The 23,756-nt window shown below is 66.4% G+C and carries 19 protein-coding genes; 4 read left to right on the top strand and 15 right to left on the bottom strand.

From position 1 onward, the window contains the following. Positions 1 to 12: 12 nt before the first annotated feature. Positions 13 to 936 carry a LysR family transcriptional regulator gene (locus tag ACQ4WQ_RS07810; RefSeq protein ID WP_436495905.1) on the bottom strand — a complete coding sequence of 308 codons (924 nt, stop codon included), beginning with the start codon at positions 934 to 936 and terminating at the stop codon, positions 13 to 15. A gap of 123 nt (positions 937 to 1,059) precedes the next feature. On the opposite strand from ACQ4WQ_RS07810, the gene ACQ4WQ_RS07805 reads away from it, so the two are divergent. Then, on the top strand, positions 1,060 to 1,827 hold the full coding sequence (locus ACQ4WQ_RS07805) for an SDR family oxidoreductase (protein ID WP_436495903.1): 768 nt from the start codon (positions 1,060 to 1,062) through the stop codon (positions 1,825 to 1,827). Here the strand turns inward: ACQ4WQ_RS07805 and ACQ4WQ_RS07800 are convergent. The 10 genes from ACQ4WQ_RS07800 to ACQ4WQ_RS07755 form a co-directional block, all read right to left on the bottom strand. Beyond that, positions 1,755 to 2,723, bottom strand: coding sequence for an NAD(P)/FAD-dependent oxidoreductase (locus ACQ4WQ_RS07800; protein WP_436495901.1), 969 nt, complete (start codon positions 2,721 to 2,723; stop codon positions 1,755 to 1,757). The two genes, ACQ4WQ_RS07805 and ACQ4WQ_RS07800, sit on opposite strands and share 73 nt — an antisense overlap. Further along, complete coding sequence (locus tag ACQ4WQ_RS07795) at positions 2,710 to 3,162, bottom strand: RrF2 family transcriptional regulator (RefSeq protein WP_436495986.1); 453 nt, start codon at positions 3,160 to 3,162, stop codon at positions 2,710 to 2,712. Before ACQ4WQ_RS07795 ends, ACQ4WQ_RS07800 begins: the two co-directional genes overlap by 14 nt. 110 nt (positions 3,163 to 3,272) lie before the next feature. Further along, the gene (locus ACQ4WQ_RS07790) at positions 3,273 to 4,673 is read right to left on the bottom strand and encodes a c-type cytochrome (protein WP_436495899.1); all 1,401 of its coding nucleotides are present in this window, start codon (positions 4,671 to 4,673) and stop codon (positions 3,273 to 3,275) included. Further along, positions 4,670 to 6,280, bottom strand: coding sequence for a GMC family oxidoreductase (locus tag ACQ4WQ_RS07785; RefSeq protein WP_436495897.1), 1,611 nt, complete (start codon positions 6,278 to 6,280; stop codon positions 4,670 to 4,672). The genes ACQ4WQ_RS07790 and ACQ4WQ_RS07785 overlap by 4 nt, the downstream gene beginning before the upstream one ends. A 9-nt stretch (positions 6,281 to 6,289) precedes the next feature. Beyond that, positions 6,290 to 6,814 (bottom strand): sugar dehydrogenase complex small subunit, encoded by a 525-nt coding sequence (locus tag ACQ4WQ_RS07780; RefSeq protein ID WP_436495895.1) that lies wholly within the window; start codon positions 6,812 to 6,814, stop codon positions 6,290 to 6,292. A gap of 28 nt (positions 6,815 to 6,842) precedes the next feature. Beyond that, positions 6,843 to 8,009 carry a porin gene (locus ACQ4WQ_RS07775; RefSeq protein ID WP_436495893.1) on the bottom strand — a complete coding sequence of 389 codons (1,167 nt, stop codon included), beginning with the start codon at positions 8,007 to 8,009 and terminating at the stop codon, positions 6,843 to 6,845. 353 nt (positions 8,010 to 8,362) lie between these two features. Further along, on the bottom strand, positions 8,363 to 8,818 hold the full coding sequence (gene hpaR, locus ACQ4WQ_RS07770; protein ID WP_251348489.1) for a homoprotocatechuate degradation operon regulator HpaR: 456 nt from the start codon (positions 8,816 to 8,818) through the stop codon (positions 8,363 to 8,365). A gap of 86 nt (positions 8,819 to 8,904) precedes the next feature. Continuing rightward, positions 8,905 to 9,870 carry a DMT family transporter gene (locus ACQ4WQ_RS07765; protein WP_436495891.1) on the bottom strand — a complete coding sequence of 322 codons (966 nt, stop codon included), beginning with the start codon at positions 9,868 to 9,870 and terminating at the stop codon, positions 8,905 to 8,907. A 60-nt stretch (positions 9,871 to 9,930) separates the two neighbouring features. Next, positions 9,931 to 11,748, bottom strand: a complete 1,818-nt coding sequence (locus tag ACQ4WQ_RS07760) for a DUF885 domain-containing protein (protein WP_436495889.1) — start codon at positions 11,746 to 11,748, stop codon at positions 9,931 to 9,933. A gap of 66 nt (positions 11,749 to 11,814) precedes the next feature. Further along, on the bottom strand, positions 11,815 to 12,855 hold the full coding sequence (locus ACQ4WQ_RS07755) for a LacI family DNA-binding transcriptional regulator (protein ID WP_436495887.1): 1,041 nt from the start codon (positions 12,853 to 12,855) through the stop codon (positions 11,815 to 11,817). A 104-nt stretch (positions 12,856 to 12,959) separates the two neighbouring features. On the opposite strand from ACQ4WQ_RS07755, the gene ACQ4WQ_RS07750 reads away from it, so the two are divergent. Then, positions 12,960 to 14,153, top strand: a complete 1,194-nt coding sequence (locus tag ACQ4WQ_RS07750) for a phytanoyl-CoA dioxygenase family protein (RefSeq protein ID WP_436495885.1) — start codon at positions 12,960 to 12,962, stop codon at positions 14,151 to 14,153. Positions 14,154 to 14,187: 34 nt separating this feature from the next. Further along, a complete protein-coding gene (locus ACQ4WQ_RS07745) occupies positions 14,188 to 15,306 on the top strand; it encodes a Gfo/Idh/MocA family protein (protein ID WP_436495883.1) in 1,119 nt (372 codons plus the stop codon). Between the two features lie 13 nt (positions 15,307 to 15,319). Here ACQ4WQ_RS07745 and ACQ4WQ_RS07740 read toward each other — a convergent pair whose 3' ends face one another. Continuing rightward, on the bottom strand, positions 15,320 to 17,329 hold the full coding sequence (locus tag ACQ4WQ_RS07740) for a glycoside hydrolase family 3 protein (protein ID WP_436495881.1): 2,010 nt from the start codon (positions 17,327 to 17,329) through the stop codon (positions 15,320 to 15,322). Positions 17,330 to 17,546: 217 nt separating this feature from the next. Here ACQ4WQ_RS07740 and ACQ4WQ_RS07735 point away from each other — a divergent pair, with 217 nt between their 5' ends. Next, a complete protein-coding gene (locus tag ACQ4WQ_RS07735; RefSeq protein ID WP_436495879.1) occupies positions 17,547 to 18,584 on the top strand; it encodes a helix-turn-helix transcriptional regulator in 1,038 nt (345 codons plus the stop codon). Between the two features lie 178 nt (positions 18,585 to 18,762). On the opposite strand, the gene ACQ4WQ_RS07730 is transcribed toward ACQ4WQ_RS07735, so the two are convergent. From ACQ4WQ_RS07730 to ACQ4WQ_RS07720, 3 genes are all read right to left on the bottom strand, one after another. Continuing rightward, positions 18,763 to 21,861, bottom strand: a complete 3,099-nt coding sequence (locus ACQ4WQ_RS07730) for an efflux RND transporter permease subunit (protein WP_436495877.1) — start codon at positions 21,859 to 21,861, stop codon at positions 18,763 to 18,765. Then, complete coding sequence (locus tag ACQ4WQ_RS07725) at positions 21,858 to 22,967, bottom strand: efflux RND transporter periplasmic adaptor subunit (RefSeq protein WP_436495875.1); 1,110 nt, start codon at positions 22,965 to 22,967, stop codon at positions 21,858 to 21,860. Before ACQ4WQ_RS07725 ends, ACQ4WQ_RS07730 begins: the two co-directional genes overlap by 4 nt. 84 nt (positions 22,968 to 23,051) lie before the next feature. Next, a complete protein-coding gene (locus ACQ4WQ_RS07720) occupies positions 23,052 to 23,678 on the bottom strand; it encodes a TetR/AcrR family transcriptional regulator (RefSeq protein WP_436495873.1) in 627 nt (208 codons plus the stop codon). Positions 23,679 to 23,756: the final 78 nt, after the last annotated feature.

The raw sequence follows: 23,756 nt of genomic DNA, 5'->3' as shown, positions 1-23,756 counted from the left end.
ATTCTCTATCGCTTAATCGGGCCGTATCTGCGCGGCGAAATCGCGCTGGCGGAACTGCTCCAGCAAGAAATCGACGAAGACGCGCGTCTTCGCCGGCAGCAGCTTCTTGCTGGGATAGTACACGGACAGGGGGCCGGAATCGGCATGCCAGCCGGGCAGCAAGCGGATCAACGCGCCGCTGCGCAAATGGGCCAGCGCGTGCGGCATGGGCAGCAGCGCCACGCCGACGCCCAGGATGGCCGCCTGCGCCATCGCTTCCGGATCGTCGAAGATGGCGCGCGGCCGGCATTCGGCCACGCCTTCGCCGCCCGAACCGTCGCGCAATATCCAGCTGCGCAATCGGCCGCTGCCGGCCGAGCGGCGCGCCACGCCATCGAGCTGCGCCAGGTCCGAAGGATGGACGGGCATGGCTTTGCCGCGCATGAAGGCGGGAGACGCCGTGGCGACGACATGGGCGTGACCCAGTTCGCGCGCCACCACGCCGGGCGTGAGCTCGATGCCGCCGCCGATGGCGACATCGAATCCTTCGCCGATCAAGTCCACTTGCCGGTTGTCGAAATGGCAGTCGGGAATGACGCCCGGGTAGCGCGCGATGAAGTCACCCAGCAAGGGCACGACATAGCTGCGCCCGAACGACGGCGCCATGCTGATTTTCAGGATGCCGGCCGGCTGGCCGCCCTCTTCCGCCACGCCGGCGATCGCCTCGCGCAGGGTGGACAGGGCGCCGCCTATCTGCTGCAGGAAACGCTCGCCCCCTTCCGTCAGGGTCAGGCGGCGCGTGCTGCGCTGGAACAACCGCAGTCCCAGGCTCGCTTCCAGCCGCGCCACGTTCTTGCTGACGGCCGCCGGCGTCAGCCCCAGGCGGCGCGCGGCCGCCGAAAAGCTGCCCAGCTCGGCGGAGAGCACAAACGATTGCAAATGATTGAGGGCATCCATGCGCCTATTCTACCCGCCCAGCTGATACTTAGAGTTGAAAGTAATTGTAGCGATTCATGGCTAGCGCGCAGGCAATGAAAGGCAGATACTGAATTCCTCGACTCTTCCTTTAGAAAGCACATCATGCAAACCCAAGCCACCACCAGCACCTCTTTCCCACTGCAAGACAAAATCGCCTTTGTGACGGGCGGCTCGCGCGGCATCGGCGCGGCCATCGTGCGCCGCCTGGCCAGCCAGGGCGCCAATGTCGTCTTCACGTATCAAAGCTCGGCCGCCGAAGCGCAGGCGCTGGCGGCCAAGGTGGAAGCGGCTGGCGGCAAGGCGCTGGGCGTGCAAGCCGATGCGGCCGACGCCGCGGCCCTGACGGCCGCCATCGACAAGGTGGCGGCGCAGTTTGGCCGTGTGGACATCCTCGTCAACAACGCGGGCGTGTTTCTGCCCGGCGCCATCGATGATTTTTCGCTGGCGGACTTCGACAAGACGATTGCCGTCAACGTGCGCGCCGTGTTCGTGGCCATCAAGGCGGCCGTGGCGCACATGCAGACGGGCGGGCGCATCATCAATATCGGCAGCACGAATGCGCACCGCATGCCGTTCGGCGGCGCGGCCGCCTACGCCATGAGCAAATCGGCGCTGAGCGGCCTGACGCAAGGCCTGTCGCGCGACCTGGGGCCGCGCGGCATCACCATCAACAACGTGGAACCGGGCCCCGTCGCCACCGACATGAACCCGCCCACGGGCGACTTCGCCGACCTGATGCACGGCCTGATGGCACTGCCCCGCCACGGCACGGCCGATGAAATCGCCGGCATGGTGGCTTACCTGGCCAGCGACGAAGCGGCCTTCGTCACGGGCGCGGGGCTGAAGATCGACGGCGGTTTTGCCGCCTGATCCAGCCCGAACATCAGCGAACGGTGCGCCGCCACGCCCGCCATGGCGCCGTCGGCCACCGCGAACGCCACGCTGCCGGCCATCCGTCCCGCATCGCCGCAGCAAAAGACGCCGGGCACGCTGCTGGCCTTTAGCTCGTCGGTGCGCACGAACGGCCCCATGGCACCCTCTTCCAGCGCGCAGCCCAGCGTCACAGCCAGGGCACTGGCCAGGCGGGTGCGGGTGGCCACGAACAGGCCGGCCATCGCATGGCGGCTGCCGTCGGCCATGACCACGTCGGCCACGCCGTCGATCCGCGCCACGGGCGTGCGCACCACCGTCACGCCGCGCGCGGCCAGTTGCGCCAGCTGCGCCGCATCGGGTTCGAACGCGCCATTCAGGAAAAAAGTGACCGTGCCCCAGTCGGGCAGCATCAGCGCATGGTGCATCGACAGGGGACCCGTGGCCAGCACGCCGATGGCGCCCTGCTCCAGTTCATAACCGTGGCAATAGGGGCAGTGAAAGACGCTGGCGCCCCAGCGCTCGGACAAACCATCGACGGGCGGCAGCTCGTCGATCACGCCGGTGGCCAGCACCAGGCGGCGGCCGTGAACGACCTTGCCGTCCGCCAGGATCACGTCGAAGCCATCGCCATCGGGGCTGGCCGCCGCCTGCACGGCCGTGCCGTCCAGCCAGGTGACGGTGGCATACGCCAGCAGCTGCGCCTTGCCCTCGGCGGCGATGGCGGCCGTCCCGCTGCCGTCCTGGGTCAGGAAACCGTGGGAATGGCTGGCGTAGCGGTTGCGGCGCTGGCCGCCGTCGATCACCAGCACGCGGCGGCGGGCGCGCGCCAGTTGCGTGGCGGCGGACAGGCCGGCGTAGCTGCCGCCGACGATGATGACGTCAAAGATGTGCATGGGGTGCTCCTGGGTGGATGGCATATTGTTGGCTGAAACGGCCGGCCAGGTCGGCCAGGGTGACGGCGCCGAAGCGCCGGATCAGCAGCGCCTCGGCCTCGTCGAAGGCGCCGGCCAGCGACTGGTTGACCACCTGCTCCACCAGGCAGCCCGGCTGGTCGACGCGGTTGCCCATGGCGAAGATGGTGGGCGAACCCACGGCCACGTAGATGTCTTGCAGGGTCACCCTGTGCAGGTCGCAGACGATACGCCAGCCGCCGCCATGGCCCTTGACCGAGGCCACGTAGCCGCGCTCGCGCAAGCCGGCCATCACGCGCCGCACCAGCACGGGGTTGGTGTCCAGGCAGCCGGAAAGTTCCTCGGACGTCATCGGGCGTCCCGCGTGGGCCATGTGCAGCAGCACATGGAGGATCGATGATAGTTTGCTGTCGCGTCTCATGTAACTCATGATAGTACATAAGTTCCGCATATGCAAACGAGTTGCAATTATGAAGCAAAAAAAGGGCCAGACTTTCCAGTCTGGCCCCGGCCTTTGCTGCGGCTGGACGCTTACGCCGCCTTGCGACGGCGTCCCCGCCACCACAGCAGCAAGGCCAGCAGCACCAGCACGCCGACAATGATGCCGGCGCGGGCCAGGCCGATCAGGTTCGAGGCAGGACCGCCGTTGCGCAGGGTCGTCACCTGCTCCGCCGTCACCTTCACGTCAGGATTGCCGTACATCGTCTGCACGTAATTGCCGAGGGTGACGATCTGCTCGTCCGACAGGGTCTGGCGGAAGGCGGGCATCAAATGTCCCGCAGTATGATTACCCTTGCCATCCTGCCGCTCCACCCCATCGAGGATCGCCATCACCAGGTTGTTGCTGTTGCTGCGGCCCGTCGCCGAGTTGTGGAACAAGGGCGGCAAGCTGCCGTCGAAACTGCCCTCGCCCCTCGCCTGGTGGCAGCTGGCGCACTGCGCATCGTACAGCTGCGCACCCGACATCTTGTTCAAGTCCTGCGGCAGCGGCACGCCGCGGATGGCGGCCAGCTCGTCGCCCGCCTGGCCCCATTGCGTCACCGGTTTCGTATCCGCCTTGTCGCGGATGGCGGGTACGCTCTTGATGTAGTGCGCGATGGCGCTCAGGTCCGCGTCGCTCAGGTGCTTCAGGCTATGGTCGATGGCTTCGGCCATCGGTCCGGCAGCCTGCCCCCGGTGCGCGGTGCGGCCCGTGCGCAGGTAATCGACCAGGTCTTGCTGGCTCCAGCTGCCGATGCCGCTGTTGGCGTCCGAGGTGATGTTCGGCGCAAACCAGGTGCCCAGGTCGGCGCCGCCCAGCTCTTTCGACAGCTGCTCGGCCATCAGCGCGTTGCGCGGCGTGTGGCAGGTGCTGCAGTGGGCCAGCCCTTGCGCCAGGTAGGCGCCGCGGTTCCACTCCATGCTCTTGGCCGCATCGGCCACGAACGGCTTCTTGTCGAGGAAGAGCAGATTCCAGCCCGCCATCGACAGGCGGATGTTGAACGGGAACGGCAAGTCCGTCTGTGTTGCCGGCGCCGTGTCCACCGCCGCCACGCCATGCATGAAGTAGGCGTACAGGGCGGCCGTGTCGTCATCCGTCACCTTGGCGTAGGCCGTGTAGGGCATGGCCGGGTACAGGTGCGCGCCGTCGGCCCGCACGCCATGGCGCACGGCGTCGGAAAACTGCTCGAGCGTGTAGTTGCCGATGCCGTGCGTTGTCGACGGCGTGATGTTGGTGGCATAGACGGCCCCCAGCGGCGTGGCCAGGGCCAGGCCGCCCGCCATCGGCTTGCCGCCAGGGACGCTGTGGCAGGCGATGCAGTCGCCCGCCGTCGCCAGGTAGCGGCCACGTTCGATGGCCTGCACGTCGGCGCCAGGGGCGTTCGCCGCCAGCACGGGCAAGGCCAATGCCAGCAAGGCGGCGCCGGCCGCCATTCTGAAGGTCGACATCATGCTGTTCCTCCCTGTTGTTCGTCGAGGATATGCTTGACGGTGCGCAGTGCCACGGCCAGGCCGTTTTCCGTCGAATTGCAGGTGCCGGACGTGGGCAGCACGCCGGTGCTGCACAGGAACAGGTTGGCATGGTCGAAGGTGCGGCCCCACTGGTCGCACACGGCCTTGGCCGGATCGGAACCCATCGACAGGGTGCCGCAGATGTGCTGGTTGTTGGCGAACACGCCTTCCTTGCTGTGGCGCAGATTGGTGCCGCCCATCAGTTTGGCGATCTGCTCGAAATCCTGCTTCGAGCGCTCGTGGCCCCGTTTCGTGTACTCGTCGATCGCATAATGCGCCTGCGGCTTGGGGATGCCCATGGCATCTTTTTCGCTACTGAGCGCGATGCGGTTTTCCGGGTTCGGCAGCACTTCCAGCACGTTTTTCAGGCTCATTTCGCGCGCCGAGCGGAAACGCAGCTGCTGCTCGAATTCCGCGCCAAACACGCCCTTGCCGATCAACTCCCTGGTCGCGCCATCGACGCGCGAAATGTTCGTGAAATCCAGGCGGTATGGCGAATGCTGGCTGCGGAAGTCGCCGTCGCGCATGGTGTTGATGGAATTGGGGCTTTGCGGGCCCCGGCCCAGCCACAGGTCTTCATCGGCGTCGAAGGTGATCGAGGTGCTCGGGTGGTCCATCAGGTTGCGGCCCACCATGTCGCTGCTGTTGGCCAGGCCGTTCGGGTACTTGTCCGTGGCGGAAACGAGCAGCAAGCGGGGACTTTCGATGCCGTTGGCGGCCAGGATGAAGGTCCTGGCCGTGACCCGGTGACTTTTTTTATCCACGTCGTAGTACAGGGCGGCCGTGATGCGGCCCTGCGCGTCGTGTTCCAGCTTGTAGACATTGGCGTTGCAGACGATCCTGACGCCCGCGTCTTCCGCCTGCTGCGCGGCGATGCCGCCGTGGTATTGCGCGTCGATGGGGCAGATCGGCTGGCAGCTGTTGTTGCCGCAGCAGGCCGGGCGGCCATCGTAGCTGACGCTGTTGCGCGCCACCGTGTTGCCGACCACCTTGAACGACGGGTCGAGGCGCTCGCGGATGCGGCGCATGGCGTACGGCTCCGTCACGGCATCCATCGGGAATGGCTGCTTGCGCGGCGAACCCGTGTTCTCCGCGCCCGAGACGCCCATGATCTCTTCCGCTTCCTGGTAGAACGGCTCCAGGTCTTCATAGCTGATGGGCCAGTCGACGCCCACGCCATACAAGGTGTGGATGCGGAAGTCGTTCGGCACGTTGCGCCAGGCCTGCGCGGCCCAGTGCCACGAGGTGCCGCCGAACTGACGGATGTATTCGGCCGGATACGGGTACGGGCCCGCCTGCACCAGGTAGCCGTTATCCTTCGGCTGGTAGATCGGGTGCGGCGCCGTGGCCACCGACGGATAGGGCGACATCCAGTCGCTGCGGCGCGTCGTGTTGCGGAAACGGGCGACGATTTCGCCGCGCGACACGCGCGGGCCCGCTTCCAGGATCAGTACCGAGGCGCCGGCCAGCGCCAGTTTGCGCGCGGCCAGCGAGCCGATGATGCCGGAGCCGATGACGAGGTAATCGGCGGAGAGTTCTTCAGCCATGATGGCTCCTTAAATTGGTTTTCTGGCCCAGCTGCCGTAGGCGCCGTAGGAATACGTGGGGGGCTTGAGCACGTCGGCCACGACGGCCGCGTTCAGCGCCTGCTCGTAGGCGACGCAGACGGCCGCCTCGCCCGTGCCGACGATGCCCAGGTACCAGGCACTGGCGATCTGGCGCGGCAGGGCCGCCAGCGGCGACTGGGCCGGGTCGAGCGCATCGAGCGCTTCCTGCAGGCCGGCCGCCTGCAAGCCCTGCGCATTGATCAGGGCCAGCAGCGCGCGCACCTTGGCGGGGAAGGCGGCATCCTGCGCCACCAGCGCCTCATACAGGCGCCTGGCCAGCACGGGATCGAGCACCTGGCGCCCGACCAGCATGGCCGACACGCCCAGGAAGGCGCCCTGCTCCGCATTGGCGACCGGTTCGGCCAGCGCCCAGGGAATCAGCGCCGCGGCCGAAGCCGACAGCAAGCCGGCCAGCACCATGCGGCGGCCGGGATTCAGGGGGCCGCGGCCCTCCTTGTTGTGTGTAGCGTCCAATTGAAGCTCCCGTGAGTTCAGCAACCGTTCAGAAAGAATGCTTGAGACCGACCATCACCACCGTCTGGCCGCCGTTCGACGACGGCGTGCCGTTTTGCGAATCGCCGACCGAGGCGACGGCGTCGACGATGGCGCCGTTCTGGCCCAGGGTCTGGCCGCGCGCCAGCTGGCGCGCTTCGATCAGGTAGATCGCCGTGCGCTTGGACAGCGCGTAATTCTGTTCGAACGACAGCTGGCGGTAGCGCGCGCGGTCCGACACGCCGTTGGCGCGGCTGGCGAAGGTGTCGCTGTAGCCGGCGGACAGGAACCACTGCGGCGTCCACTGGTAGCTGGCGATCAGGCCGGCCGTGTTGAAGATGGCCGTGTCGCGGAACGTGGAATGGCTGCCCGCCTGGTATTGCACGTTGCTGGCGTTGGCGCCCACCATCCACTTGCCCATCGTGTAGCGCGCGCTGGCGGCGATGAACTCGATGCTGTCCGCCGAGGCGTAGCCCTGGTTGATGGCCGAGATGCCGAAGCTGGCCGAGGCCTTGTCGCTCCAGCCAGTACCGTTCTGGCCATTTTTCAGTTTCAGGTAGCCGAGCGCGAATTCGGCCGGCGAGGTGCTGTACTTGACGGCGGCGCTGAAGCTGCTGCCCGCGGCATTGCCGTCGGCCGCTTCGCCGAAGCCGTATTGCGCGCTCGCTTGCAGGCCGCGCCAGGCGGGCATGCTGTAGGTCACGGAATTGCTGATGCGCACGGTCGTATCGAGGCCGTCGATATCGCCCGGGTGCGCGCCGGTGGCGCCCGTCAAGACGTTGCTCGACGCCAGCGAACCGACGAGCAGGTAGTACGGCGTGTACTGGCGGCCCGCCGTCACGCTGCCGTAGGCTGCCGATTGCAGGCCCACGTAAGCCTGGCGGTTGAACAGGGCGCTGGCCGAACTTTGCGCGCCCGTATCGCTTTCAAAGCCGTTTTCCAGCAGGAACAGCGCCTTCAGGTCGCCGCCCAGGTCTTCCACGCCCTGGAAACCGATCTTGCTGGCGGACAAATTGCCGCTGCGCATATAGGTATTCGAATTGCCGCCCTGGTTGCTCGCGTACGCGGTGGCAGCGTCGACCACGCCATAGATGGTGACATTGCTTTGGGCGCAAACGTTTGCGCCGATAAGTGAAAAGGCGGCCAGCGCCGCAGCGCGCATGCATGTATGGTTCATTTTTTTCCTGACTTTCCTGTTTTATTGTACGCCCGGCAAGTACCGCCACCACGATGGCGGGTACAGGCTGTGGCGCCGCGTTGCCGCCCCATCAGCGATGGGGGTTCCGCTGTTCTTCTTGATCTGGATCAAGTGAGGCAAATTATACGCTTATTTACTCACATATAAGTGATTTACAGTAAGCCGTAGTCTTATAGCAAAACATTGATTGGTCTTATAGCAAAACTGACAGGTGCGCGGGCACAAGCCCGGCAGGCCGCGGCAATGTGCGGAACAGGCATGGCAAAAGCAGCGGCGGCGCGTGTCGAAAAACACGCGTCCGATGGATGCTCAGGCAAGGAAAAGTTCGGGGTTCAGCGCAGGATGGCGGGCGCCACCGGCAGGGTTTCGAGGGCAATAAACGCTTCCAGGGTGCGGCGCATGTCTTCGAACACCTGCTTGCCGTAGGCCGCTTCCAGGTGTTCATATTGCAAGTCGATCAGTTTACCCATCTGCAGCAGCAGGCTGGCGCCCGCTTCCGACAGGTGCACCTTGCGACGGCGCTGGTCGCCTTCGAACTTGCTGCGTCCGATCAGGCCGATCTCTTCCATGCGCGCCAGGATGCCGCTCATGCTGGGACTGGAAATCTGGCAGATCTCGCACAGCTCGCGCGGTTCCAGGGTGGGGCTTTCGTTGAGTGCGCGCATGATGCGCCACTGCTGCTCCGTCACGCCGAAGTGATTGAGGATGGGGCGGAAATGCTGGAGCAGGCTGTCGCGCGCCTTCAGCAGCAGTTGCGGCATGTTCGGATAACGGATCGGTAGCTGCAAGCGGAACTCCCTGAATGGCCGGCAAATGAGCGTCATTATACGGCCCGCCCAGGGCAAACGGCGGACTGGCAACGATGTATTTTTCGCTACGTCCGCCCTGCCCCACGCCCTTTTCCCTCCTCGTGCGCATGCCGCTGCACGGACCACAGCACGCCCGCCGTCAGCAGCAGCATGGCCGCCCACTCCAGCGGGCGCGGCATGCGCTGCGCGTAGACGAAGCCGTACAGCAGCGCGAACAGGGTCTCCGACAGGATCAGCTGGCCCGACAGGGTGACGGGCACCCGGCGCGACGCCAGGTTCCACAGGTAGTTGCCGATCACGGAAGCGCCCAGCGCCAGCAGCAGGCAGACGAGCCAGAAGCGGGGCCAGTCGCGCGCAGGACCGCCATCGAGGCCACCCGCGGGCTGCAGCGCCAGCATCACGGCGCCCACGATCAGCGCGATGACGCCGCTGGCCAGGCCATACAGCATGGCCCACTCCGCGGCGCTGACATGCGCATGGCGCTTGAGGAAGCGGGCGTTGTCGAGCGCATACCAGGTCCAGCACGCGAGCGCGCCGATGGCGCACAGCACGCCCGCCAGCCTGTGCGCCAGGCTGGCGCCGTCCGCGCCCGCGCCGCCTGCATGGCTGAAGATATCGACATTGATGCAGGCGATGCCCGCGGCCACCACCACCAGCGGCAGCGCCAGGCGGCGCAAGGGCGGCGCGCCGTGGTCCTTGTGGCCGAACAGCGTCACGCTCAGGGGCAGCAAACCAATGATCAGGGAGGTGGGCGCCACGCCGGCCAGTTTGACGCCATACGCCAGCAGCAGGTAATACACGACGTTGCCCGCCAGCGCCTGGCGCAGCATGGCCAGCCAGTCGCCGCGCCGCAGCCGGCGCAGCAGGGGCAAGAGGCGCGGCAGCATCAGGCCGGCCGCCAGCGCGCCGTAACAGAGGTAGCGGCCCACCATCAGCTCGGCCGGAGAAAAATCCGGCAGCAAGACGGGCACAATGAAAACGGCGCCCCAGAAGGCGCCGGCCAGCAAACCAGATACGATCCCACGCCACATGCAGCCACGCTCACGTCATTAATTCAGGGACGCCAGTATGGCATGCTGTGTGGGATGGCGTCAGCCCCTGGCTTTTCTCTGCCCGGGGATGAAGTGTTCGCGCACGGCCTTGGCCAGCAAGTCCGGCGGCAGCAAGCCCTGTCCCAGCAGGAAGTTGTTGAAGGCCAGGCGGTCGAATCGGTCTCCCAGCGCCAGTTCCGTTTCCGCGCGCAGCTGCAGGATGCGCGTATAGCCGTAGAAATAGCTGCCCGCCTGGCCCGGCATGTTGAAGGTGTAGCGGTCCAGCTCCTGGCGCGCCATCGGTTTCGACAGCATCACTTCATCCGTCAGGATGCGGCCCGCCTCTTCGCGCGTGACTTGTCCCAGATTCAGCATCGGATCGAGCATGGCGCGCGCCGCGCGCAGCATGCGGAACTGCAGCGCGATGAACTGGCCCTCGGCCGGCTCGTACGGGATCATCTCCGCTTCCGCGTACAGCGCCCAGCCTTCCACGTTGACGCTGTTGAACGCATACAGGCTGCGCGCCTGCGACACGCCCCGCTCCACCATGGCGCTGAACTGCAGTTCGTGGCCAGGGCGGCCTTCGTGCGCGCTCAGGGTCCAGGCCGCGCCAGCGAAGTTGAAATCGTCATACGCCTCGCCCTTGCCGCTGGCGGCCGGATTGCTGACGGGGAGGACGAACTGGCCGTGTTCTCCCGTATTGCCGATCAGCGGAGGCGGACGCATATGCGGCGCCGGCTGGGCTGCCGATTCGGCATCCGATGCCAGGCGCATGGTCATGGCGCGCGCGGGAATATCGACCACGCGCTGACGGGCGATGCGTTCCTCGAGCTGCGTATTGACGCCCTTGTAGTGCGCTTCGAGCTGCGCGTTGGGGATGGAATCGCTCTTCAGCGCGCGCAGCACCTGGCGGTAGTCGCTACCGTCGACGCCCTTCAAGGCCAGCCTGGCCGCCACCACGGGCGCCAGCGCCTGCATGGCGGCGCGCGTTTCCAGGTAGGCCACCTGCGCCCGTTCCACCAGCGCGCGCGGCTCGATGTCGATGCCCACCTGCTTCAGGCGAAACGCATACAGCTCGGGCGCCATGCGGAAATCCGTGCGCGACAAGGGCAGCACCACCTGCTTTTCCCATGCCGCATATTCGTTCAGCTGCTGCTCCATGGCGGCCAGCGCCGGTTCGGCGCCCGCGATGTGCATGTCGGCGAACAGCTTGCGGATGCCGGCGATATACGTGGGCACGTTTTCCAGCGACTGCGCCACCTGCAGGCGCACGGGACCGGCCAGGCCGGGCGTGCCGATTTTCTCCGTGAAGCGCGCCTTCGCCTGCTGCGTGATCGGCGTGCTGCCCGGGAACTGGCCCACATAGCGCTGCAGGCGCTCGAGCGCCTTGGCGCGGCGCGCGGCCGGACGCTGCTCCTGCAGCAGGCTTTGCATGCTGCCAAAGACCATCTGCGGCACATCGACCCACGGCAGGGTGTATCTGGCTTCCAGCTCGGTGCCGGCGATTTCCTGGTCGACGGCGCCGATCAGAATTTCCAGGTCCTGGCGTATGCGTTCGTCGCGTTCCAGTTCCAGCTTCTGCTGCAACTGCGCGCGCGCCTTCCGCAGGGCCGCCACCTGGCGCCCGGTGATGTCCGGCCCCAGGTCGGCGGCCAGGCCGTCGTACCGGGCAAGGCCCCTGTCGGAGGCATCTTCGGGCGAGAACTGCGCCTGCGCCGCCAGCACGATGGCCGCGTTGCGGTTGCTGGACTCGACCCAGGCGGACGACGCGCTGGCGGTGGCCGGGGCTGCGGGGCCAGCGGCCATGACGGGCATGGCCAACGCGGCTGCAAGCGCGGCGGCAAGCACGGTCTGGTGCAATTTCGGAGTGACGGACATCGGGGGATTCCTTCCTGAGGTGAGCGATGAGCGAAGCGGCGAGTATCGGCCAGCCTTGCATGCCTGTCAATTCAGGCCATTCAGGACCGGCAGATTCCACGGCGTGACGATCTGGATGGCGGACAGTGACGGCGATTGCGCCAGGGCCGGCAGCGCGCCCTGCGCCCGCAGGATTTCCTGGCAGGCGCGGCGCATGTCCTGGCCCAGGTCGTGGTGCAGCACTGCCTGGATGGCGCCCGACTTGAGCAGCGCCACATTGTCCGCATCGAGATCGTGGCCGATGAAGACCTGGCATGGGCGCCCCGCCCGGGAGAACGCCTGCACGATGGCGGCATTGCCGCCGCCGATCGAATACACGGCGGCGATGGCCGGATGATCTGCCAGGGCTTGGCGCACCAGCGCACCCGTGGCGCCGTCGATGCCGTGGCCCTCGCTCACTTCGACGATGGACAAGTGGCGGTGCCGTTCGCGCAGCGCGCGGCGAAAGCCGATCTCGCGCTCTTCCTCGCCATGAAAGCGGTTGCTGCTCAGGGTCACCAGCACCTGCTGTTTTTTCCGGCTGCCCAGCCACTGGCCGACCAGGCAGGCGGCCGTCTCGCCCGCCGCGCGGTTATCCATGCCCACGTAGCTGCGGCGCGCGGAACCTGGCAAGTCCGTCACCAGGGTCACCACGGGAATGCCGGCCGCCGCCAGCCGGTTCACCGCTTCCGCCACCGCTGGCAAGTCCGGTGCTTTCAGCAGCACGCCATGGCTGCCGTTCTTGCGGATGCGCTCGAGCAGGTCGACGATGCCGTCCACTTCCAGCGTTTCGTGCAGGTGGAAGCGCGAGCGCAGCACGGCCGGATGCAGCGACGGCAGCTCCGATTCGAGTGCCCGGCGCACGGCGTCCGTGAAGCGGCGCGGCGCCACCATCAGCACGTCGAGCATGAATTTTCTGCCGGCCAGGCCCACCTGCGTGCTTTGCCGCGCCAGTTCATCGAGCGCCTGCATCACGCGGCGCACGGTATTCGCATGCACGCCCCCGCGCTGCTTGATCACGCGGTCGACCGTGGCCACGCTGACGCCGGCCTGCAGCGCCACGACCTTGACGGGGAAAGGATGCGTCATGCCATATCCGATTCAGATTGATGGTTTTTTGATGGATTTCTTGATGAAAAATGCGCATTTTCATCCCTATACTGATTCTACAACTTAAACAACGGAGACACCGCATGCCCACCACGAACGTCGGCGCAGCACCGCCCGCCCCCTTCTGGCTCGCGCCGGAAAACTGCGACCTGCAGGATTTCATCCGCACCGTCAGCCAACGCACGGTGCCGGCCGACTATCCCCACGCCGCCGCGGTGGAAGAAAACATTCTCGTCTACGACGCCGACCGGGTGCGCGCGCTGGCCGGCAATCCGCTGGCGTTGCGCGCGCTGCAGGCCGAATGGGGCCAGGCGCTGATGGACGGTCCCGGCGTCATCGTGCTGCAACGCGCCGTCGCCGACATGGACACGCTGGAACAGGTAAGCGGCGTCTTTCGCGCGCTGATCGCCGAGCAGCATGCGAGCGGCCAGGCGGCCGGCGACCATTTCGCCAAGGCGGGAGCGAATGACCGCATCTGGAATGCCCAGCAAAAGCTGTGCCTGCGCGCGCCGGAAGCGTTCGCGCGCTATTACGCCAACCCCGTCTTCGCCTGGATAGCCGAGGCCTGGCTGGGTCCCGCCTACCAGATGACGGCGCAAGTCAATGTCGTCAACCCGGGCGGAGCGGCCCAGGCGCCGCACCGCGACTACCACCTGGGCTTCCAGAGCGCGGCCAGCTGCGCCGCCTACCCCGCGCCCGTGCACCAGATGTCGGCCCTCTTGACCTTGCAGGGCGCCGTCGCCCATTGCGACATGCCGCTCGCCTCCGGCCCCACCCTGTACCTGCCCGGGTCGCAGCGCTACCGGGCCGGTTTTCTCGCCTGGCAGCAGCGGCCGTTTCGCGACTATTTTGCGCAGCATTGCGTGCAGCTGCCCCTGTCCAAAGGCGATGCCGTGTTCTTCAACCCTGCCCTGTTCCATGCGGCCGGGCATAACCGCTCGCCCGACATCCGCCGCATGGCCAACCTGCTGCAAGTGTCGTCGCCGTTCGGGCGCGCCATGGAAGCGCTGGACCGCCGCGCCATGAGCGCCGCGCTGTATCCGGTGCTGCAGGCGCTGCGCGCGCAGGGTGCCCTCAATGACGCTGGCGTGCGCCACGCGGTGGCCGCCTGCGCCGAAGGCTATGCCTTCCCCAGCAACCTCGACCGCGACCAGCCCATAGGCGGCATGGCACCGCCCACGCAGCAGCAGATCATGCACGCAGCGCTGGCGCAGGACTGGCCCGCTGCCCGCTTCCTCGACGCGCTGGACAGCCACGCCTGGCGCCAGCAAGCCTGAATCCCTCACCGCGACACGAACGGAGTACCCGCATATGCAAGACATCCACATCGGCCTGATCGGTGCCGGCTACATGGGCAAGGCCCACACCATCGCCTACAAGGCCGTGCGCAGCATTTTTCACACGGCGCTGAATCCCGTGTGCGCCTGCATCGCCACCAGCAGCGAACAGAGTGCGGCGCGCAGCGCGCAGGAACTGCGGTGGCAGCGCTCCACGGGCGACTGGCGCGCGCTGATCAATGATCCCGCCATCGACGCCGTCATCGTCGCCACGCCGCCGGCCACGCACAAGGACATCGTGCTGGCGGCGCTGGCCCTGGGCAAACCCGTATTCTGCGAAAAGCCGCTGGGCATGACGGCCGCCGAATCCCTGATGCTGGCGCAGGCGGCGGAAAGCGCGGGCGTGGCCAACATGGTCGGCTATAACTACATCCGCACGCCCGCCAGCCAGCTGGCGCGGCACATCATCGAATCGGGAGAGATCGGCGAGATCATCCACGTCGCCGCCGAACACGTGGAAGACTACCTGCACGACCCGCGCGCCCCCGCTTCATGGCGCACGCGCGAAGCGACGGCAACGCGCGCCGGCGCGCTGGCCGACGTGGGTTCGCACCTGCTCAACCTGGCCCTGCGCCTGGGCGGCCCCGTCGACGCGCTGGTGGCCGACATGAATACCGTGCACGCGCAGCGGCAAGGCCCGCACGGCATGGAAGCGGTGGAAAACGACGACCAGGGGAATGTGATGCTGCGCTTTGCCAGCGGCGCGCTCGGCGCCCTGACCTTCAGCCGCGTGGCGGCCGGGCGCAAGATGGGCTACACCTACCGCATCACGGGCACCAAAGGCGCGATCGCCTTCGACCAGGAAGATCAGAATGCGCTGTGGCTGTACGACGCCGGCCGCTCCGCGCAGCGCCAGGGTTTCCAGCGCCTGCTGATGGGTCCCGCCCACCCCGACTACCTGGCATTTTCCCAGGGCGCGGGGCACGGCACGGGGTACAACGAGCAGATCGTCATCGAAGCGCGCGATTTTCTGCAGGCCATCGCCAGCGGCCAGCCGGTCTGGCCCACCTTCCGCGATGGCTACGAAGTCGACCGGCTGATCGATGCCGCGCTGCGCTCCATGCAGGAGCGCAGCTGGGTTACCGTGCGTTGACGGCCGGGACGGTTTAGTAGGCCAGCCCGTAGCCGAACTTGTACAGCGGATGGGCCGTGTCATACGGAACGTCCGATTTCTGCACCTGTACTTCGGCCATCGACGAGGGCAACTCGAACGGCAGCTTGCCTTGCGGCTTGGCCTTGCCCGTCAGGACATCGAACAGCGCGCCGTCGCTCACGCCGAAGTTGGCGACGATGGCGCTGGCCTTGTCCTGCACGTTGCCGAGGATGGCCGGACGGTCCAGGTACACGGTCACCACCGTCTTCGGCGCGTATTTCGCCGCGTTCTTGATCGCCTCGTAGTCGGCATTGCCATCGACGTAATCGAGGCGGCCCTCGTGCTGCATGCTGCCGAAGATGTAGTTCGGGTGCAGGGTTTCATACGGCGCGGCCACGCGCAGCAGGGCCACGTCCGCTTCCTGCGGCGTGGCGACCACCGTGTAGCCGTACTGTTTCGCCACGGCCGCATCGATGCCGTACAGGTAGACCTTCTTGACGGTGGCCGCCAACGGCAAGACCTTGTCCTTGTTTTCCAGCAAGACCAGCGAACGGCGCTGGGCATCCAGGCCCGCCTCGACGAATTCCGCCTTGCCCACCGTGCTGGCCGCCTTGGCCGCATCGACAAACGGATGCTCGAACAGGCCCTGCTTGAATTTCTGGATCAGGATGCGCCGCGCCGAGGCGTTGATGCGCGCTTCCGTCAGCTGGCCCCGCTGCACGGCTTGCGTCAGGTACGGCGCTTCCGTCACGCCGCCAAACTGGTCCATCCCCGCCGTGACGGCCTTCACGTAACGCTCGGCCTTGGTGGCGTCTTCCATGCCCCACGGCGTGCCGAAGCCGATGAAGGAAGGCGCGACGCCCGGCGCCGTGCCGTTGCGGCAGTTGGCGTCGCAGTCGGACGTGATGCCCCAGTCGGACAGGATCACGCCCTCGAAGCCGTATTTGCCGCGCAGCAAGTCCGTCAGCAAGGCCTTGCTGAAACCGGCTCCCACCTGCTCCAGCGTGATGCCGTCGACGGTGATATTGCCGTCTGGCATGGCATACGTGGGCATGACGGAAGCCGCCTTGGCCGTGAACGCCCCTTCGAACGGCTTGACGTGATAGGCAAAATTGTTGCCCGGGTAAGTCATGTAGCGGCCATAGTAATTGTGGCCATCGAAGCCCTCCTTCGTGGCGCCATAGCCGACCCAGTGCTTGACGACGGCCACCACGCTGCCATCATGCAAGCCCGTATTGCCGTCCTGGAAGCCCTCGATATAGTGCTGCACCATGCGCTTGGCCAGGTCCGCGTCTTCGCCAAAGGTGCCGTTGATGCGCGCCCAGCGCGGCTCGGTGGCCAGGTCCGCCTGCGGCGACAGCGCCTGCGTGATGCCGACGGCCAGGTATTCCTGGCGCGCGATGTCGCCGAAGCGGCGCACCAGCGCATCGTCGCCGATGGCGGCCAGGCCCAGGGTTTCCGGCCACTGCGAGAAACCCTTGGTGCCGGCGCTGGCGCCCACCGTGTACTGGAAATGGTGGCGCGGGTCCGTGCTGATCGACACCGGGATGCCGTGGCGCGAGGTTTCGCTCAGCGCCTGCACCTTGTTGTACTGGGCCGCCATATTGGCCGTGTCGCCCGCCATGCGGGTAATGAAAGTGTTGACGTACTGCTTGACGATCAGGTCTTGCAAGGCCGTCAAGTCATACGCACCGCCCTGGCCGATGCCGGAAGGGTCGGACACGGTGGGCGCCGTGCCGTGCATCATCAGGCCCGCCTTTTCGCCGAGGCTCATGCGCGACAGCAAGTCGTCGGCGCGCGCCTCGGCCGGCAGGCGCCAGTCTTCGTACGGGTCGATCTTGCCGTTGCGGTTCATATCCTTGAAGGTATAGCCGTCGACTTTCAACTGGGTGTAGGTGGTGGCGCCGAACACGGGCTGCGTGTATCCCTCGCTGCCGGTATCGTTGCCGCAGGCGGCCAGGGCAAGCGTGGCGACGCAGCCGGCGACCACGCGGGCCATCGGTTTCAAAGTGCAATTCATCATTATCTCCAAGACTGTTTTTGTAGGTATCAAGGCACGGCAGCAAGGCCGGCCGAAAACAATATAGCGTGAGAATGCGTGAGTTTCTTGACTGCGCAGCACGCGTTTTATACCCGCGAGAACAATTTTTGGTTAGATGGCACAACAACCAACAATCTCCTACAAAGTGCTAATATTTGTGAAAAATTACTACAACAAGCAAGATCAGCAGGAGACAGCCTTGCACAAACCCGATACGCGCACGGTTTCGAACCGCATCGCGCAGCAATGCGCGCGCGCCATGCAGGCCGACGGCCACGATCCCGCCGACTTTTTCCGCCAGACGGGCATCACGCCGGCGCAGCTGGACGAGCCGGGCGGCCGCATCAACGCCGAGCGGCACCGCCGCATGACGGCCTACGCCCAGCAGCTGCCGCAGCACCGCGGCCTGCTCGATCTCGACGTGACGCACTGGTTCGCGCATTACTCGGGCATCGCCCACGTCTGCTTCAACCGCCCCACCCTGCGCAGCGCGCTGCACGAGCTGCTGCACTTGCGGGGCCTGATCGGCGAATTCGACTTCATGCTGATGAGCGAAAATGGCACGCGCATCGAGATCGAATACCTGTCCGAATTCTGCCAGCTGGGGGGCGCCATGCAGGCGCTGGCCAATTTCCGCATGCTGTCGCTGGTCGCGCGCGCCTACGACGATGGCACACCCACCGCCTTCCATGCCGGCTTCCAGGGCAAGGCGCCGTGGTTCGCGCCGGCCATTTCCGAGTGCTTCGGCGCCGCCGCCACCTTCGGCCAGGCGCGCAATACCTTGACGTTCGACGCGCCTGCGCTGGACCGGCCCTTCGCCCAGTTCAACGCCATGCTGGCGCCGCACGCGCTGCGGCACGCGCAAGGGCAATTGCAGCAGTTGCAGGGGGCGCAGCTGTTTTCCGCCCGCGTGGAGCAGGCGATCATCGATTTGCTGGGCCGGCAAGGCGCAGGGGACGCCGACGGCACCGCGCTGCTACCGGCCCTGTGCGACGGCCTGGCGATGAACCGCTGGACCCTGCAGCGCCAGCTGCAACAGGAACAGACCTCGTTCCGCGCGCTGGAATTGCGCGCCAAGAGCCGCGAATCGCGCCGCCTGCTGCGCGAAACGAGCCTGAGCGTGGTGGAAATCAGCGAACGCCTGGGCTTTTCCTCGCAAAGCGCGTTCACCCGCTTTTTCAAGAACCAGTTCGAACTGCCGCCGGCGCGCTACCGGCAGGATGCCGCCGGAGCCTAGAGAAAGAGACAAGCAACAAGGAACAAGAAACAAGCAAACCGCCAAACCATGAAAGGCCCAAGTCAGGGAGACAGGCTCCCCGGGCCAAGCGGACCTGAAAAATGTCGAGGGCAAGGCGCAGCGACGCAGACAGTACGCCAGTACGGCAAGGAGCTGCAACGCCGCCATCGGCATTTTCTCAGGCCCGCGTCTCCGGCCCGCTGTTTTCAATCTTCACCACCCTTGCCTGCGGCCGTATTCTGAACCAGATCGCGTACATGGCCGGCAGGAACACCAAGGTCAGCACCGTGCCGGCAAACGTGCCGCCGATCAGGGTGTAGGCCAAGGTGCCCCAGAAGACCGAATGGGTCAGCGGGATAAAGGCCAGGATGGCCGCCAGGGCGGTAAGGATCACCGGCCTGGCGCGCTGCACGGTCGCTTCGACGACGGCATCGAAAGGCGCCAGCCCGGCCGCCTCGTTATGGTGGATCTGGCCGATCAGGATCAGCGTGTTGCGCATCAAAATGCCCGACAGTGCGATCAGGCCGACCAGCGCATTGATGCCGAACGGCTGCTGGAACAGGATCAGGGTGGGCACGACGCCGATCAAGCCCAGGGGACTGGTCAGGAAGACCATGACCATGGCCGACATCGAGCGCACCTGCAGAATAATCATCAGCAAGGTCAGCGCCAGCATGATGGGGAACAGCGGCAGCATGGCCTGCGTCGCCTTAGCCGATTCCTCGATCGAGCCGGCCTGCTCGATGCGGTAGCCGGCCGGCAGCTTGTCGATGACGGCTTGCAGCTGCGCCGTGATGGCGCCCGACACGTCGGGCGGTTGCATGCCGTCGGCGATGTCGCCGCGCACGGTGATCGTCGGCTGGCGGTCGCGCCGGCGCATCACGGGTTCCTCCCAGCGTACCTCGACCGTGCCCACCTGCGACAGCGCGATGCGCTCGCCGTTGGCGCCAGCCAGGGTGAGATCCGCGATACGGGCCGGGTCCAGGCGCATGTCGCCGGCCGCGCGCGCCACCACCTGCACCGTGCGGATATCTTCGCGCACGGCGGTGACGGGCACGCCGCTGAGCAGGAACTGCAGCTGCTGCGCCACGGCGCCCGAGCTCAGTCCCATGACCTGCAAGCGATCCTGCTGCAGGCTGAAATGCAGGGCGGGCGTGCGCGTGCCCCAGTCGGTATTGACGGTGCGCATCATGGGACTGGCCTGCATCACGCGCTGCACCTGGCCGGCGATGGTGCGCAGCACCTCGGGGTCCGGGCCGCTGACGCGGTAGGCGACGGGAAACGGCGAGTACGGGCCGAACACCAGCTGCGTGACGCGCACGCGCGCCTCCGGCGCCAGGCCGGCGGCAACGGCCACGCGCAAGCGCTGCTTGAGGCTGTCGCGCGCCTGCTGGCTGTCGGTGCGCACGACGATCTTGGCAAACGAAGGATCGGGCAATTCCGGCCCCATCGCCAGGTAAAAGCGCGGCGCGCCCTGGCCCACATAGGCCGTGACGATCTTCGCCTCGGGCTGGCGCGCCAGCCAGGCTTCCACTTTCGCCGCCGCGCCGCTGGTCTGCCCGATCGCGCTGCCGTAAGGCAGTTGCACTTCGATCAGCACTTCAGGACGGTCGGAGATGGGGAAAAACTGCTTCTTGACGATGGCCATGCCCAGCACGGCCAGCACGAACAGGCCGATGACGGTGGCGAACACCAGCCATTTGCGGGCGATCACGCGTCCCAGCAGGCGGCGAAAGCGGTGGTAACGCGGCGTGTCGTACAGCGCATCATGGCCGCCGGCGACCTTTTTCAGCTCGGGCAGGAGCTTGACACCCAGGTAAGGCGTAAACACCACCGCCACCACCCACGAGGCGATCAGGGCGATGCCGACGATCCAGAACATATTGCTGGTGTACTCGCCGGCGCTGGAGCGGGCAAAACCGTTCGGCATGAAGCCGACGGCCGTGACCAGGGTGCCGGCCAGCATGGGCGCGGCCGTATGGCTCCAGGCATAGGCGGAGGCAGCGATGCGACTATAGCCCTCCTCCATTTTCACGACCATCATTTCGATGGCGATGATGGCGTCGTCCACCAGCAGGCCAAGGCCCAGGATCAGGGAACCGAGGGTGATGCGGTCGAAATTCTTGCCTGTCGCGGCCATCACGATGAACACGACGGCCAGGGTCAGCGGCACGGCGGCGGCCACGACGATGCCGACGCGCCAGCCCATGCTGACAAAACAAACCAGCATCACCACCAGCAGCGCGGCGAGGAACTTGAGCATGAATTCATCGACAGCCGCGCCGATATTGACGGCCTGGTCGGTGACCCTGGTCAGGCTCATACCGAGCGGCATTTCAGTGCCAATGGCCGTCACCTCCCGCTCCAGCGCCTTGCCCAGGTCCAGGCCATTCCAGCCATCGCGCATGACCACGCCCAGCAGCAGCGCCGGCTCGCCGCCATTGCGCACCAGGAAGCTGGCCGGGTCCTCGTGGCCGCGGCGCACGGTAGCGATATCGGACAGGGCCAAGGTGCGCCCCTGCGCCACCACGGGCGTGTCACGGATCTTTTGCAGCGCGTCGAGCGCGCCGTCGAGGCGGATGAACACTTGCGGCCCCCGCGTCTGGACCGAACCGGCTGGCGTGAGCGCATTCTGGCCGTGCAACGCCACAAACACGTCCTGCGCCCTGACGCCCAGGGTGGCCAGGCGCTCCTGCGAAAACTCGACATAGATGCGTTCGGCCTGCTCGCCGATGATATTGACCTTCTTCACGCCCGGCACGTGCAGCAAGCGCTGGCGCAAGGTTTCCGCCTCGCGCACCAGCAGGCGCTGCGGCTCGCCCCGCGCCTTGAGCGCAAACAGGGCAAAGGTGACGTCCGCGTATTCGTCGTTGATCATGGGGCCGATGACGCCGGACGGGAGGTTGGCCGCCTCGTCGCCAGCCTTCTTGCGCGCCTGGTAGAACTCGGCCTGCACCTGGTCGGGCGGCGTGCTGTCGAGCAGGGTCAGGGTGGTAAACGCCAGGCCGGGCGTGGTATAGGTTTCGGCGCGCTCGTACCAGCGCAGCTCCTGCAGGCGCTTTTCGATCTTTTCCGCCACCTGGTCCTGCATTTCGCGCGCGCTGGCGCCTGGCCAGGCGGTGACGATGGTCATCACCTTGACCGTGAAGGCCGGGTCTTCCGCCCGTCCCAGCTTGAAGAAGGACAAGAGGCCGGCCAGCGATATCAGGCAGATCAGGAACAGGGTGACGGAACGCTCGCGCACGGCCAGCGCCGACAGGTTGAAGCCCGCGCTCATGGCCGCGCTCCCGCGCCCGCTTGCTCAAGCGCCACCTGCTCGCCGTCGCGCAGCAGGTGGGCGCCCAGCGCGACGATGCGTTCCCCGCTTTTCAGCTGGCCGCTGACGTCGGCACCGTCATCGTGCAGGCGCAGCACCTTGACGGGCCGCCAGGCCAGCCGCGCCGGCTCGCCCTGGATCAGCCACACGCCCGGCCCCTTGCCTCCGTCGTGCAGGGCCGCGAGCGGCACCCGTACGGCATCGCCGGCATCGGCGCTACCGGCGATGCGCACCGTGACGGTGGCGCCCAGCGGCGCGCCCGACAGCGCTGCATCGAGCACATAGCGCGCCTCGAAGGTGCGCGTTTGCCGGTCCGCGTTCTGCGACAACTGGCGCAAGGTGGCCGGCACGCTGGCACCCTGCCGGCCAAACAGCGTGGCCTGGGCGGTCGAACCGAGCGCCGGGCGCAAGGTTTCCGGCAGCTGGATCGCCGCTTCGCGCCGCCCGTCATGGGCCAGGCGCACGGCCGGCTGCCCGGCAGCGAGCACCTGGCCCGGTTCGGCCAGCGTGTCCGTCACGATGCCATCGGCATCGGCCAACAGCACCGCATAGCCCAGCGCATTGCGCGCCACGTCGGCCTGGGCCTCGGCGGCCTTGAGCTGGGCAGCCGAGGCGTCGGCCAGCGCCCTGACCTGGTCGTAGGCCGAGGCCGAGATGGCGCCGGTGCCGCGCAAGTCGCGGTAACGCGCTTCCTCGTCGGCCGTCTGGCGCGCGCGGGCGCGCTCGGCCGTGACCGCGTCCTGGCGTGCCTGGGCCAGCAATTGCAAGTCCTGCGCATCCAGGCGCATCAAGGCCTGGCCACGCCGCACGGCCTGGCCTGCATCGACCAGGCGCTCCTGCACCTTGCCGGCGACCCGGAAACCCAGTTCGCTTTGCACGCGTGGCGCGACCACGCCGGTAAAGCTACGCGCACCCGACTCGGCACCCTGCACCGTTACGGCGCGCACCAGCGGCATGGCGGTACGCGGATCGGCTTGCGCCTTGTCGCCGCAGGCAGTCAGGCCCAGAGAGAAGGCCAGGGGCAAGACGGAGATGACAGCAGATGAGGCAAGACGGCGCCAGCGCATAAGAATCCCATGAACGAATTGAACAGGGTTCTCATTCTGGTACTAGTGACCAAATAAGTCAACAGTCACAAGCCAGCATTGCGACTAGGGCGACAGGCTGCGCAACACCAGGCTGGACAATTGTGCCGGCGCCGTCTCGCTCGTCTCCAGGCTGTGCTGCAGCAACAAGGGATTGACGTAGGGACGCATCACCAGATAGATCGCGCTTGCCGTTTCATCGAGCGGCGTCTTGCGCTCGAAGTCGCCCGTCTTGCGGCCTTGCTGCAAGATATCCTGCAGCAGGGCGCCCATGGCCAGCTCATAGGCCTGCACCGTCGGCCAGCGCCCGGTCGCGGCCGAGGCGGCGATGTCGTACAGCTTGCGGTCCTGGAAGAACAGCCGCAGGCTGGCCTCGACGCTGGCCTTGAACATGCGCCGCAGCTTCTCTGGCGGCTGGCCGGCGGCATCCACGGCTGCCCTGACCTCGGCTTCGATCTGGCGCAGGCAGTTGCCGCAGATATGTTCGCCAATGGCTTGCTTGGACTCGAAGAACTTGTAGATATAGGCCTTGGAAAAGCCGATGGCCTTGGCCAGGTCGGAGACGGTGGTCTTTTCGTAGCCATACAGGCTGAAATATTCGGTGGCGGCGACGACGATCTGGTCGCGCACGTCGTGGCCGGCCGGGCCGCGCGCGGGCGACGACATTGTTGGCTGAAGTGTGGTGTGGTTCATGGCGACAGCTTAACGCGCCACGTCAAAATGCACAATCCGTGACCAAAATGTATTATAGTCACTCACTATTCTCTTTTT

It is taken from the genome of Janthinobacterium goodfellowi, from assembly GCF_051380695.1.
Taxonomy (GTDB): Bacteria; Pseudomonadota; Gammaproteobacteria; order Burkholderiales; family Burkholderiaceae_D; genus Janthinobacterium.
The sequence above is the reverse complement of the archived record's forward strand: the minus strand, read 5'-3'. Positions and strand labels throughout refer to the sequence as shown.